The 13,519-nt window shown below is 33.0% G+C and carries 10 protein-coding genes; 3 read left to right on the forward strand and 7 right to left on the reverse strand.

The features are described 5' to 3' along the window. Positions 1 to 143 precede the first annotated feature (143 nt). The 3 genes from FBFL15_RS12295 to FBFL15_RS12305 all read left to right on the forward strand — a co-directional run bounded on the left by FBFL15_RS12295 (position 144) and on the right by FBFL15_RS12305 (position 3,538). Complete coding sequence (locus FBFL15_RS12295; RefSeq protein WP_014084897.1) at positions 144 to 644, forward strand: DUF2004 domain-containing protein; 501 nt, start codon at positions 144 to 146, stop codon at positions 642 to 644. Positions 645 to 847: 203 nt separating this feature from the next. Beyond that, positions 848 to 1,363, forward strand: coding sequence for a GNAT family N-acetyltransferase (locus FBFL15_RS12300; protein WP_014084898.1), 516 nt, complete (start codon positions 848 to 850; stop codon positions 1,361 to 1,363). A 1,161-nt stretch (positions 1,364 to 2,524) separates the two neighbouring features. After that, positions 2,525 to 3,538 (forward strand): cellulase family glycosylhydrolase, encoded by a 1,014-nt coding sequence (locus FBFL15_RS12305; RefSeq protein ID WP_014084899.1) that lies wholly within the window; start codon positions 2,525 to 2,527, stop codon positions 3,536 to 3,538. A gap of 59 nt (positions 3,539 to 3,597) precedes the next feature. On the opposite strand, the gene FBFL15_RS12310 is transcribed toward FBFL15_RS12305, so the two are convergent. The 7 genes from FBFL15_RS12310 to FBFL15_RS12345 all read right to left on the reverse strand — a co-directional run bounded on the left by FBFL15_RS12310 (position 3,598) and on the right by FBFL15_RS12345 (position 13,494). Continuing rightward, positions 3,598 to 4,899, reverse strand: coding sequence for a TolC family protein (locus FBFL15_RS12310; RefSeq protein ID WP_014084900.1), 1,302 nt, complete (start codon positions 4,897 to 4,899; stop codon positions 3,598 to 3,600). A 16-nt stretch (positions 4,900 to 4,915) separates the two neighbouring features. Then, on the reverse strand, positions 4,916 to 7,993 hold the full coding sequence (locus tag FBFL15_RS12315) for an efflux RND transporter permease subunit (protein ID WP_014084901.1): 3,078 nt from the start codon (positions 7,991 to 7,993) through the stop codon (positions 4,916 to 4,918). Positions 7,994 to 8,111: 118 nt separating this feature from the next. Beyond that, positions 8,112 to 9,170, reverse strand: a complete 1,059-nt coding sequence (locus FBFL15_RS12320; RefSeq protein WP_014084902.1) for an efflux RND transporter periplasmic adaptor subunit — start codon at positions 9,168 to 9,170, stop codon at positions 8,112 to 8,114. A 448-nt stretch (positions 9,171 to 9,618) separates the two neighbouring features. Beyond that, complete coding sequence (locus tag FBFL15_RS12325) at positions 9,619 to 10,668, reverse strand: DUF3810 domain-containing protein (RefSeq protein WP_014084903.1); 1,050 nt, start codon at positions 10,666 to 10,668, stop codon at positions 9,619 to 9,621. A 4-nt stretch (positions 10,669 to 10,672) separates the two neighbouring features. Beyond that, positions 10,673 to 11,419 (reverse strand): 23S rRNA pseudouridine(2604) synthase RluF, encoded by a 747-nt coding sequence (gene rluF, locus FBFL15_RS12330; RefSeq protein WP_014084904.1) that lies wholly within the window; start codon positions 11,417 to 11,419, stop codon positions 10,673 to 10,675. Between the two features lie 10 nt (positions 11,420 to 11,429). Next, a complete protein-coding gene (locus FBFL15_RS12335; RefSeq protein ID WP_014084905.1) occupies positions 11,430 to 11,945 on the reverse strand; it encodes a DUF4252 domain-containing protein in 516 nt (171 codons plus the stop codon). 595 nt (positions 11,946 to 12,540) lie between these two features. Beyond that, on the reverse strand, positions 12,541 to 13,494 hold the full coding sequence (locus tag FBFL15_RS12345; RefSeq protein ID WP_014084906.1) for a transketolase family protein: 954 nt from the start codon (positions 13,492 to 13,494) through the stop codon (positions 12,541 to 12,543). Between the last annotated feature and the right edge of the window lie 25 nt (positions 13,495 to 13,519).

Here is a 13,519-nt window from a genome sequence, read left to right on the forward strand (position 1 = left end):
GAAAGCGGAAAAATTAGGAGGAATAAAAATAATAATAATTGTAAATAATTGATTTACAAAACATTAATAAAACGTTAGTTAGAAGTTTGGAGAACGACACGAAATTGACAAACAACAATCAATAATAATTAAAAATAACAAAGATGGCAGAATACACTTTACCACATTTCGGAAATTTACCAACAGAAAATTTGGAAGAATATTATAATGTTGACATTGAGTTCAACGGAAATCAAATTCAAATAGACCTAAATTTTGAAACTAAAACCATTGACACATTGACAATGGACAAAGTAAAAAACTTTATTGAAAACATTGACAAATTTGACAAATTAAACAATACCTACATTCTCAATGACTATAATGACGAAGATGGTGACACTGTAAAATTTTACTTAGAGCACCACCTTGAAGAAGTTGGTAAAGATGAACTCTCAACACTTATTAATTTTGACGATACAACGACAGAACCTGAACAACAACTTTTGACAAAATTAAAATTAATAAGAGTTGGACTTTATCCTCAAGACGAAGAAAACTTTGCAATTTTTGACTACTCAATTGGAGAAGAGATTACAAATTATTTAGTTGTTATAAACACAAACGAGAATGGAGAATTGGACTATATGACTATGGAAAGTTAAAATAAAACCTACTGCCAACAGCGGTTTGGCAAAATGGCTGGTTTTGTGCTAAATTGAACATTCGGTTTTCAAATGAACATTAGTGCTAAATTGAAAGTAAGTGCTTCAAAAGCTGCCACTTCATAAATATGCAAAATGTTATGCGTCAGTTTGGAGCCACAAAAATCGAAATGAAACTTATTATTAAAATTGAATTTTAATTAATGATAAAACTTGAAAAATTTACTGAACAAGATTTTGAAAGATTAATAAACTGGATTGATAACGAAGAAACTTTAGTTCAGTTTTCTGGACCGATTTTTAAATTTCCATTAACTAAAGAACAACTGAACGAATATTTATATTCGGAAAATATAATTTCATTTAAAGTCAAAAATTTAGAAACAAATGAAATAATTGGACATTCCGAAATTCATAAATCTGAAAACAATGAAGTTAAACTTTGTCGAATTTTAATTGGTAAGGAAAGTCAAAGAGGAAAAGGATTTGGAAAAAAAATTATAAATGAATTGGTAAAATATAGCTTTGAAAAACTCAATGCTAAAAAAGTAGAACTCAATGTTTATGATTGGAATAAATATGCAATTGTATGTTATGAAAAAACTGGTTTTGAAATGAACCCGAATAAATATAGCGAAATTGAAGTAAAAGGAAACAAATGGATTTCATTAAATATGATTTTAAATAAATCAAAATGGGAAAAGTTAACTAAAAATTGAAAAAAAAACCGAACGCACAACACCTAGCCTTTCCTTGCACCTGAAAGCCGAGTAATGAATTAAAATCAACGAATACCTATAAAAATAAAAACCCAGGATTTAAACCAATGCTATTCAGGGGTTTATAAAACGTTTTTAGTTAGGATTATATAATAGTTTGGTTATACCAAACAGCTAGAATTTATTCATTTTTTTCAAATTGTATTCATGTATATTTTATTATTCCTTGTACCTGAAACCGAGCAATGTAACTCATTTTCAATTACTTACCCTTTGTTTTTCAAGAGAACTCATAGCAGCTAGTTAACCATAAGGTTTTCTCGGGGTGTATCTCGTATTCGATAGATCGCAAGAAGTTGATTGTTCATGAAATAAAGCATTATCATACGGTCATTTCTATTTTTATGAAATCATTTTTTGGAAAACCAATGCCCTAGCCCAGACAGGAATGGAAAACCCGCAAAACAAAAAAAGTAGGGGTTCTTGCAAAAAAAAAGCGACCTAAGAAGCTCTTTTTTTTGCATTAGAACCCCACTTTTTTTGTTGCGGATTTGTAATGGATGGCTGGAAATAGCTCCTAATTATTAAACCCAAATTAAGCATTAGAAATCTATTATAATCTAATTCAATTATTAAGCACACGGATAAACACAGATGTAAACAAACACGGATAAAAAAAAACAGATAAAAATCCGTGTTTACGAAGTATCCGTGTAATCCGTGTTCAATTATTAAGCAGACGTATAAACACAGATGTAAACAAACACGGATTAAAAAAAAACAGATAAAAATCCGTGTTTACGAAGTATCCGTAACTGCTTCAAACACGAGCCCAAAAGGCGAACTGGCGAAGCAATTAAGCACTTTATTCACTTTTTAATATTGTTTTTTGGAGTTCATCAATCTACGATGTCTCCTTTTTTAAATGTTAAAATATTAATATATTCTAAAATATTAAAAAGTCCGTGAGCACTTAATTTTCTTGTATTTTTAGATTTCATTACGAAGTCTAATGCGAAATTTGGGTTAAAAAAATAGTTGAAATGGTGCCCCAAAAGTGTTTATAATCCATTTCAAAACCATTGGTTATAGAAGTTATGTTTTAAATGTTTTGGTTTGTTTTTTTTCTTATTTTTGTGGTCTACTTTTAATTATTCCAACATGAAAAAACGGTTTTTCAAAATACAATGGGCTGTAATATGGTTGTTTTTTGTAGCTTCTTGTTCAAAACCCGACTTGGTAACTCATCCGAAAGGCTATTCTATTTCAGGAAATTGGATTCAAAAAGATGGGGCAACCAAACAATTTATTGGGGCGAATGCGTTTCATAGTTTTGGAGCAGGAAGTGCCGATATGAATGCCTGGAAGTTGGATATTGTTCGGGAATTTGTAGGTAATGTAAGTGAAAATCCTATAACTGGAAATCCAATTTTGGACCAAAATGGGGCTTATTTGCATTCGTTACAAAAAATTGTTGATGCCAATAGGCAAAATAACAAAGTTACCGTTCTTTGTGCTTTTGGGTGGAACGGACAACCCGCCACTTTGTTTTCGGGGAAACGCCCTACACAAACGGCTTTTTGGAACGCTTTCAAGAGCCAACTTCAGGCTTGGGCAACGCACTTCAAAGAGCAAAACGATGTTTGGATAGAAGTTTGGAACGAACCTTATCGCTATGACCGAGCGGATGGCTACACAGATGCTATTTGGTTTGAAGACATGTCGGAATTGGTTCAAATCATAAGAAACACGGGCAATGCCAATATCATTGTAGTGCCCTGTGCCGAGCAAGGACAAGATGCTTCTGTTTTGATCAATAAAGGAACCGCTTTTTTGGCTCAACATTCCAATATCCTGTTTGATATTCATGCGTATGAAAAATGGTTGTTAGAATCCAATAGTTTGATTACCAATAGATTAAACTCTTTGCAAAGCCTTAAAATTCCAATTATTTTTGGTGAAATTGCACCCATGAATGCAGGAATTTTGATGGAAACAGCCCCTTTTTTGAATCAGATTCATGCCCGTGGAATTTCCATTTGTGCTTGGGTTTGGAAATATGATGCCAGTGATACCGATGCGTTACTGTCTGAAGACGGAACTCCAAACAACAACAATAACAACAACTGGGGGAGCACTTTCAAAGAAATTGCTCAAAGAAATAGGGTGTTTTGAAATAATTACATTAAAATAATATTTTAACACAAAAAAACATTATTTTACAGATACTAAAATTAAAAACCAGCAGTTAATTCTTTTATTAAAATTTCATTCTGTTTGGCTTGGTATTGGGCTTCGTGCCATCTTAATTGTGCTGCAACATAATTGAGTTGTGCTGTTCTTAATTCCATTGTGCTTATGGTTCCTATTTTGAATTTAGCTAATGTAATGTCTAAATTTTGTTTGGCAATAGCAACATTTTTAGCTTCAATGTCTATCAAATTCAAATGGGTTTTAAACCTTTCAAACAAAATGGATAACTGACTTTCTATTTCTAATTTTTGTTTTTCGTATGTCAAATTGGTATTTTCAATAGCCTTTTGTGCTAATTTTTCGTTGCGTTGTTGCAAGTTACCATTAAAAACAGGTACTGAAGCTGAAAATCCGTAAACCAAACCTTTTCCAGAAGATTGTGTTACAAAGCCCAATGAGGCTTCGGTATGGGTAAAATTGTATCCTGTATTGATTTTAACGACGGGGTATCTTGATGCTTTGGCTTGTTTGAGTTGCCATTCGGCTGCATTTTTGGACAAAATCAGTGTTTGTAATTGTGGGTTTTGTTGCAAGGCTTTTTCTAGCAAGCTGTTTTTTTCGATTAGGTTTTGAATGTTAAAATCATTTTCAATTTCAAAAACGTGCTCTAGTGGCTGATTCGTCAGTTGGTTTAATGCAATAAGGCTTTCTTTTATCTGCTGTTTTTGTTGCAAAATCAAACTCTGATCGCTATTCAAATCCACTTGAGCATTCAGCACTTCTAGTTTAGAGGCTTTGCCAATGGTATATCTATTTTGTGCCAGTTGCAACCGCTCTTTTGATACCGTCCATGCGGTGTCGAGTGCTTTTAATTGTTGTTTTTGTTGAATCAAACCATAATACGTTTGATACAATTCGCTCATTTTAGAAACTATGGCTACTTTTAATTGTGAGGCACTTTGCTTTTCCAGCACTTTTAATTGCTCTCGTTTTGCAAACATTTTCATTCCATCAAAAAGCGTCCAGTCTAGCCCCACACCATACGTTAGGTTACTGTTTTTGGCTCCATTCAGCGTTTTTTGATTGCCATCGGATTGGGTTTGTGTGGTGTTGAATAAACTGTTATTATTGTTTATAGAAGCCGTTATATTGGGCAACATTCCAGCATTGCCAATGGTGTTATTGATTTGTGCTATGGCTAGATCATTTTGTGCTAACTTAATATCAAAATGATGTTCTAATACAAGTGCAGCTGCTTTTTCGATTGTTAAAATGTCTTGTGCTTCTGCATTTTGTATCAAAAACAAAGTAAAAAGTAGTCCTATTTTCTTTTTTAAATTCATGTTAATTCATATCTTATTAAGCCTCATGTGCTTGATTGATGGCATTATTTTTTTGGTTTTTGGACCACATCAAATATATGGAAGGGATTACAAATAGAGTTAATACCAACGAAAATACAGTACCCCCAACGATTACAACCCCCATGCCAATTCTACTTTTGGCAGCTGCACCAAGTGAAAAGGCAATTGGCAAAGCCCCCAAAGCAATGGCTAAACTGGTCATCAAAATGGGTCTCAATCTGGAGCTTGCAGCTTCTAAAATGGCATCATATTTTGGTTTGCCATGTTCTTGTAATTGATTGGCAAATTCTACAATTAAAATACCATTTTTAGTAACCAATCCAATTAACATTACGGTTCCAATTTGGCTAAAGATATTCCATGTTTGACCAAACAACCACAACGAAAATAAAGCCCCGGCCACCGCCATTGGTACTGTAAGTATAATAATAAACGGATCGATAAAACTTTCAAATTGCGCTGCCAATATTAAATATATAAGCAACAACGCCAATCCAAAAGCAAACGATGTGTTGGAACTACTCTCAACAAAATCTCGAGATTCTCCTCCTAAATCTGTTGTAAAACTATCGTCTAATACCTTGTCTCTAATCCGATTCATGGCTTCAATGCCCTCGCCCATACTTTTGCCCGGTGCTAAACTTGCCATAATGGTAGCCGACATGTTTCTATTGTTGTGATACAATTGTGGAGGATTACTTTTTTCTATTAGTTGGACCACATTGTCTATTTGAATCAAAGTTCCTTGGTTGTTTCTTACAAACATCGAGGTTAAATCCATTGGTTTTGAACGGTCTTTTTGTTCAAATTGTCCAATTACTTGGTATTGTTTACCATTTTTTTGAAAATAACCAAATCGTTGTCCACTCAATCCCAATTGCAAAGTTTGTGCAATATCTAAAACCGAAATCCCTAAACTTTTGGCTTTTGCTCTATCTACAATAATGTTGATTTCGGGTTTGTTGAATTTCAAATTGACATCCGTAATGGCAAAAGTGGCTTCTTTTGAGGCTTCCTCCATAAAAAGTGGGATTTTTTCTTTTAATTTTTCAAAAGAACTCGCCTGAATGATATATTGTATGGGTAACCCCCCTCTTTTGTTTACTGCAATTGTGGGCTGCTCCGATACTGATGTTTTGGCTTCTGGATATTGTTTAGTCCATTTTGTAAGTGCTTCGGCTATATCTTTTTGCGATTTTTTGCGATCTTCAGGATTAATCAAAGCAATTCTTGCCCGCCCACTATTGGTAGCCGAAGCATTAAATCCTGGTGCTGTCAAAATCAAACTGACTCGTTTTTCAGGCACAGAATCGTCTATCAACCTTGATATTTCTTGCATAAACCTATCCGTATATTCATAGGACGAGCCTTCTGCGGTGGTTGTGGTTAGTACAATGGCACTGCGGTCGTCATAAGGGGCTGTTTCTTTTTTTAGAATATTAAAAAACAAAAAAATCATACCAAAACACAATGTTAAAATAATGAAACTCCATTTTTTATATACTAAAAATCGTTCTAATGCACCACTATATCCGAGATTCATTTTAACAAAGAATGGCTCTGTCATTTCATAAAACTTAGATTTTTTTTGCACACCACCTTTCATCAAATAGGCGTTTAGCATGGGGGTTAGTGTTAGCGATACAAAGGCCGAAATCAATACTGCGGCTCCAATAACAACTCCAAATTCTCTAAACAATCGGCCCACAAATCCTTCTAAAAAAATGACAGGCAAAAATACGGCTGCTAGTGTTACTGAAATAGAAATTACGGCAAAAAATATTTCATTTGATCCTGCAATGGCTGCCTCCATAGGCGTCATGCCTTCTTCTACTTTTTTGAAAATATTTTCGGTTACTACAATTCCATCATCAACTACTAATCCTGTGGCCAAAACTATTGCCAAAAGTGTTAATACATTTACCGAAAAGCCAAACAACCACATGATAAAAAAAGTGGCTATCAACGACACGGGAATGTCTATTAATGGCCTAAATGCTATGGCCCAATCTCTAAAAAACAAATAAATAATTAAGATAACCAAAATGATTGAAATCAACAAGGTTTCGGCAACCTCTACCACCGATTTTTTTACAAATACGGTGTTGTCTATGGCTATATTAAGCTGAATGTCTTTGGGTAAATCTTTTTTAAGGGACTCAAATTTTTTGTAAAATGCTTTTGAAATGTCCAAATAGTTGGCTCCAGGAAGTGGTACTACGGCAATTCCAATAAGAGGCAAACCAGATTGTGCCATTTTGGTTTCTACATTTTCAGGTCCCAAAACAGCATTTCCTATATCGCTAAACCGAATCATTTTATCGCCTACATTTTTTATGATAATATTGTTAAACTCTTCAGAATTGGTTAAGCTCCCTATCGTTTTTACAGTCAATTCGGTGTTGTTTCCTGTCAATTTACCCGAAGGTAATTCTACATTTTGCTGGCTTAATGCTGTTTTTACATCCGAAACCGTACAGCCAAATGAAGCTAATTTTATCGGATCTATCCACAATCGCATGGCATATTTTTTTTGTCCCCAAATTTGTACACCGCTCACTCCCGGTATGGTTTCGAGCTGTGGTGCTATTCGGTTTTCGGCAAAATCGCTCAACTCCAAATCACTACGAGTATTGCTCTGAATTGTCATCGAAATAATAGCATCTGCATTAGCATCCGCTTTGGATACCACGGGTGGTGCATCAAGATCTTTTGGCAAACTTCTGGCCGCAATAGCAACTTTATCTCGCACATCATTGGCAGCCGTTTCCAAATCTTTATCCAAATTAAATTCTACCGTAATGTTACTCGTTCCTTGAACACTCGACGAACTTATATTTTTAATTCCATCAATGGCATTTATTGCTTTTTCTATCGGTTCGGTTATTTGAGACTCAATAATATCTGCATTGGCTCCTGCATAATCTGTTCGAATGGATACCTGTGCAGGATCAATCGAAGGAAACTCTCTAACTCCTAAAAAACTGTACCCAATAATACCAAATAAAATGATAGCCAAATTGAGTACTATCGTTAGTACAGGTCTTTTGATGCTTAGTGTAGATAAACTCATGCTTTTGTATTTGATTTTAACTTTAGATGATCCAAATAATTAAATTGTTTTTAAATAAGATTATTAGTACAATAACTCATTTTTCAATTGCTAATCAAAAATAAGTTGCAAATAACCGCTATTTGACCATGACTTTTATTGGTGCTTCGTCTTTTAGAGCCATTACACCAGTTGTTACCAATGTGTCGCCTGCATGAAGTCCAGACAATACCAAAACCGAACTGTCTGTTCGGGTGGCTGTGGTAATTTTTACTTCTTTAGCCTGTCCGTTGTTGGCAATATATACCTTTTTACCCCCCTGAAAGGGTACAACAGCTTCCGTAGGAATTAGTAATGCGTGGTCTATCACATCCAATGGAAGCTGGATGGTTACAAATGCTCCTGCCATCAATTTGCCAGCAATATTGGTTGTTTTGGCTCGTACTTTTAGGGTGCGGGTATTGGCTTCTATTTGTGGTTCAAGTGCATATACTTGGGCCTGATATTGTTGGCTGTCGTTGGCCAATGAAAATTGTAATTTGACCTTATTTTGAATTCGTGAAGCATATTTCTCTGGAATCGAAAATGTAAGTTTCAATTGGTCTGTATTTAATAAATTGGCAACTAATACACTTGGCGTAATGTAAGTGCCTGGCGAAATATTTCGCAAACCAATCTTGCCAGAAAACGGCGCTTTTACTAGTGTTTTAGACTTTTGAGCGGCTACCAATTGGGTTTGAGCTTGAGCCGATTTTAAATCCGCATTAGCTATTTCGTATTCTTCTTGACTAATCGCTTCTTTTTGAAGCAATAACTTCGCTCTTCGCTCATTTTCAGCGGCCAAATGTGCTTTGGTTTTGGCTTGTTGCAACATCGCATTGATTTCTACATCATTAATTTTAAACAACAATTGACCTTGGGCTACTTGACTGCCTTCTTGAAAAAAAATCTGGGTTACAATGCCCGATATTTCGCTATGAATTTCTATTTGTTCACTCGCTTCTAAAGCTCCTGATAGCATCAAATCATCATTAAAAACTTCCGATTTTAGCACAATTCCCATAACCTTGGCCGCAGGTTTTTTGCCCGATTTGTCCTTTCCTTTGTCTTCCGAATTACTATTTTTTTGTATTCTAAAAACAATCAATCCTCCCAATCCTAAGATAATAAATCCTAAAATGATGTTTTTTAATTTCATATTGTAGCTTTTTACTAATTAATACCAAATATATTTATTTAAATTGTCCAAAGATGCGAAGTTATTTTACAGAAAAAATTTTCAAAAAAAATGTTGCATAGCTGGGATACGGAACTATTTTTTTTAATAATTTTAGCAAAAAAGAACCATTAGATTGGGCTATTTTATATGTACATTTGGTATAAATACAACCTGTGCTTGGTTAATTTATTTATCAAGCTACAAATATAATTTATTTTATAGACAATGTTTTGATTTTTTGAAAAATGTTTAATCGGAACTTAATAGCACTTTTGCAAATGGTGTTTCTTTTTATTCTTATTTTATAGTAAAATATTTACTCGAATTATTACATGTTTTGATTTGTTAAATAGCAGTTAAACTTAAAATTTACAATTAGTTGTGCAAAAACAATTGATCAAAACATGATATTTCAATCAATTATTTTTTACTTTATTGGATAATTTTTGTCATAATTAATAAGTAAATTCAAAAATAAACTATAACTTGCTATGCCTTCCTTTTGTTGGTTCATTTTTAAGTATTGATCATAAAACCGTTTGAATCCTTGATCAATTATACTTTCGTGTTTTTTCCAAAATAATTCATTTTCTTTAAAATTGATAAGGATACCAGCATGAAGTTGTTGTTTATAATAAGAGTAACGACTTGGTTGCTTTTTTTTAATTTGAATTAAACAGTTTTTAACTACCTGACTATAAGCAGCATATTGAAAATACAAATCAGGATTTTGACTTCCTGCTAAAAATCCAATAAAATTACATTCACTTTCGCTAGCATAACCGATTTGATGGGCCATTTCATGACATAAAACATTAGGAATTAATACGTTAGGCAAATTGTCATTCACTTGGGCTTCATTTGTAAAAGGATTCAAATATCCCGCAAACCCCATATAGGTTAAAGGTATGCTAAAAATAGAGGCTTTTTGAGATGGTATTTGGTAATTAAAATAAGGGTACTCTTGTGCCAATTGTTTATATCCATGAATAGATTTTGCAAATATTTGCTGCTTATTATAAGTATTTACAACTTTTAATTGGTCGTTTTTTGTTATTTTTATATGAATATTATTCAAATTTTTAATCATTTTTTGTGTAAAACAAAGTAAATCATGATTTGTATAAGTGGTTTTAATTTTCATTTTTTCACTTAAAGGCAATCTATTATAATTTAAACCCCATAAAAAATGAAATAAAAAATAAAAAAACACTACAAAATAAATGATTAACCTGCTGTTATTTTTATTTTTTTTAATTTGATACAAGGCATAAAAAATAAATAATAAAATTATAATATACAAGACATCGCCTATTGAAAATGGTATTTTTCCAAAAACATACCTCAAAAAGGTTGAAATATAAATATAGACGCCGTTAGAATAATTTTTTTCGATGGAAACAGGAAAAAAATAAATTATTCTTACAGCAATTATTTGCAATACAATCAATAAAACACCTTTGTATTTTGTAATCATTAGTTTATTTTTTATCAAACAAACTGGCCTCTTCCGTTTTGCTAGATGGTGCAATTAAGGCATGTAATGATTGGAGTTCTGCAGCAGTCAAAGCACGATACCTGCCAACAGGTATATCTAATGAAACATTAATAATTCGAATTCGTTTTAAAGCAACCACTTCATAGCCCAAATACTCGCACATCCTACGGATTTGTCTATTTAAACCTTGAGTTAATATAATTTTGAAAGTATATTTACTGATTTGTTCCACTTTGCATTTTCGAGTAACAGTATCCAAAATGGGGATGCCATTGGCCATCCTATTGATAAACCGATCTGTTATGGGTTTGTCCACCGTTACCGTATATTCTTTTTCGTGGTTATTTCTTGCTCTTAATATTTTGTTTACAATATCTCCATCGTTTGTTAAAAATATCAAACCTTCGCTGGCTTTATCGAGCCTCCCAATAGGAAAAATTCGGGTCGGATAATTGATATAATCCACTATATTATTTTTTACCTCCAAATTGGTGGTACATTCCACCCCCACGGGTTTATTAAATGCCAAATATACCCATTGGCTCGATTTATCAATAATGAGTTTATTATGAATCCGCACCTCATCGTCAATGGTAACTTTTGTTCCCATTGCTGCAACGTCACCATTAATGGTTACTACACCTTGTGCGATCAATTTATCGGCCTCTCTGCGAGAACAGTATCCCGTATCTGAAATAAACTTATTTAATCTTTTTGATTGGTCTTCCATTAATTGCTAATTATTTATGCGATGTTTGATTTAAAACATCTGCCCCTGGCAAATTCATTTTTGTTGTAAGAGTAGCAATATCATTAAGATCAAAATCGCCAGTTAATGAAAAAATTATCGTTTGATTGTCTTTACCATAAGATTCTAAAAACATAAAAAGCTCTTTGACTTTCCCTTCACTGCTGCCTGACTTGACATACACTTTTGCATTTTTGCCATGAATCGAGCTCGATGCCAATGCTTCTAAAGTATTGGTTTTCAAATATTTTTCAGCTGCAACTTTCATTTCAGTTGCATTTTTTGTGTTTGACGTTACAAAAACTTTCAAATTGTCTAGCGTTTTGATAAAACTAAGATACTGCATAGTCTCCTTGTCAGACGCCTTAATTTGCCCCATCAATTCAAACATTTTATCATTTACAATTATGGATGAAATACTTTCTTGATTTTCAAATTTAGCAAAACTATTTTGAGCAAATATGATATTTGTTACAAAAAAAACTATAGTTACAAGTACTTTTTTCATGATTTTGGTTTTAAAGATTGAAAAAATAATTAAACATGATTCCTTTTAATCCTTTTCATTTTTCGTGCCAAATGTAATGTTTTTTAAAATATTTTTTTTTATTTTTTAAAATATTGTGTCTTAAAAAAATTATTTGAAGAAAAAATATCGAATACGACTACTAAAACAAAATGGTTGAAAACAGTTTTCACATATATAAACCTACAATTAAATATTTGATTTTAAAAAAATATAAATCAAAAAATAAATTATTTGATGTGAAAATAAATTATTTTTTCAATTATGTTTTATAATTGCTTTTTGTCGATAATTTTATACATTTTATCGTGTATTTTATATTTTTTGTATATCTTTGTCATGTCTTAAAGAATGAATCACATTTTGGTTGTAAAAATTACAAAAAAGAGTTCAAAGTTTATGATACAAAAGTTGGTAATAAAATAGTTTTTAGTTTTTTTAGTTTGTTTTCCGATTCGCTCAAGTGTTGTAAAAAATCCCGAATCACCTACAATAATAAATACTTGATGCAAAAATTGGTTAAAAAAAGAGCTTTCAATTTATTGAAAGCTCTTTTTGTTGTATATTATATATAAAATTATTTTCGTTGCATTACTTTTATTGCCGCTTCCAAAATGGCATGATGGTTTAATTTGTATTTTTCCATCAATTGTTCTGGAGTGCCACTTTCGCCAAAGCTATCTTGCACGGCAACAAATTCTTGAGGTGTAGGTTGGTTTTGAGCAAGTAACCTCGACACACTTTCGCCAAGTCCGCCTAAAATATTGTGCTCTTCGGCTGTAACAACACATTTGGTTTTTTGAACGGATTTTAAAATAGCCTCATCATCTAATGGTTTAATGGTATGAATATTGATTACTTCGGCACTAACTCCTTGTTTTTCAAGGTTTTCGGCAGCTATCAGGGCTTCCCAAACCAAATGACCTGTTGCAATAATCGTTACATCGGTTCCTTCTTGTAACATAATGGCTTTACCAATTATAAAGGGTTGATCGGCTTCGGTAAAATTTGGTACCACCGGTCGTCCAAAACGCAAATAAGCTGGGCCATGATGATCGGCCAAGGCAATGGTTGCTGCCTTGGTTTGGTTATAATCGCAAGTATTAATCACCGTCATTCCAGGCAACATTTTCATCAAACCAATGTCTTCTAGTATTTGATGAGTTGCACCATCTTCGCCAAGCGTCAATCCAGCATGCGAGGCACAAATTTTTACATTTTTATCAGAATAAGCAACAGATTGTCTGATTTGATCATATACCCTTCCTGTAGAAAAACTAGCAAAAGTACCCGTAAATGGTATTTTTCCGCCAATAGTCAAACCAGCCGCAATACCAATCATATTGGCCTCTGCAATTCCAATTTGAAAGAACCTTTCGGGATGGTTTTTTTTGAAATCATCAAATTTTAATGAGCCTATCAAATCTGCGCAAAGTGCCACAACTTTTTCGTTTTTTTGACCTAATTCAGTCATACCAGCTCCAAATCCAGAACGGGTATCTTTACTTCCTGTATTAATATATTTTTTCATTTTTTTTAAATTCATTGTAATAATA

The sequence above is a fragment of the Flavobacterium branchiophilum FL-15 genome, from assembly GCF_000253275.1.
Classification (GTDB): Bacteria; Bacteroidota; Bacteroidia; order Flavobacteriales; family Flavobacteriaceae; genus Flavobacterium; species Flavobacterium branchiophilum.

Bases quoted from the DNA above. Each gene is read 5' to 3' on its own strand.
- FBFL15_RS12295 (WP_014084897.1), top strand. From the start codon at position 144: ATGGCAGAATACACTTTACCACATTTCGGAAATTTACCAACAGAAAAT.
- FBFL15_RS12300 (WP_014084898.1), top strand. From the start codon at position 848: ATGATAAAACTTGAAAAATTTACTGAACAAGATTTTGAAAGATTAATA.
- FBFL15_RS12305 (WP_014084899.1), top strand. From the start codon at position 2,525: ATGAAAAAACGGTTTTTCAAAATACAATGGGCTGTAATATGGTTGTTT.
- FBFL15_RS12310 (WP_014084900.1), bottom strand. From the start codon at position 4,899: ATGAATTTAAAAAAGAAAATAGGACTACTTTTTACTTTGTTTTTGATA.
- FBFL15_RS12315 (WP_014084901.1), bottom strand. From the start codon at position 7,993: ATGAGTTTATCTACACTAAGCATCAAAAGACCTGTACTAACGATAGTA.
- FBFL15_RS12320 (WP_014084902.1), bottom strand. From the start codon at position 9,170: ATGAAATTAAAAAACATCATTTTAGGATTTATTATCTTAGGATTGGGA.
- FBFL15_RS12325 (WP_014084903.1), bottom strand. From the start codon at position 10,668: ATGATTACAAAATACAAAGGTGTTTTATTGATTGTATTGCAAATAATT.
- rluF (WP_014084904.1), bottom strand. From the start codon at position 11,419: ATGGAAGACCAATCAAAAAGATTAAATAAGTTTATTTCAGATACGGGA.
- FBFL15_RS12335 (WP_014084905.1), bottom strand. From the start codon at position 11,945: ATGAAAAAAGTACTTGTAACTATAGTTTTTTTTGTAACAAATATCATA.
- FBFL15_RS12345 (WP_014084906.1), bottom strand. From the start codon at position 13,494: ATGAAAAAATATATTAATACAGGAAGTAAAGATACCCGTTCTGGATTT.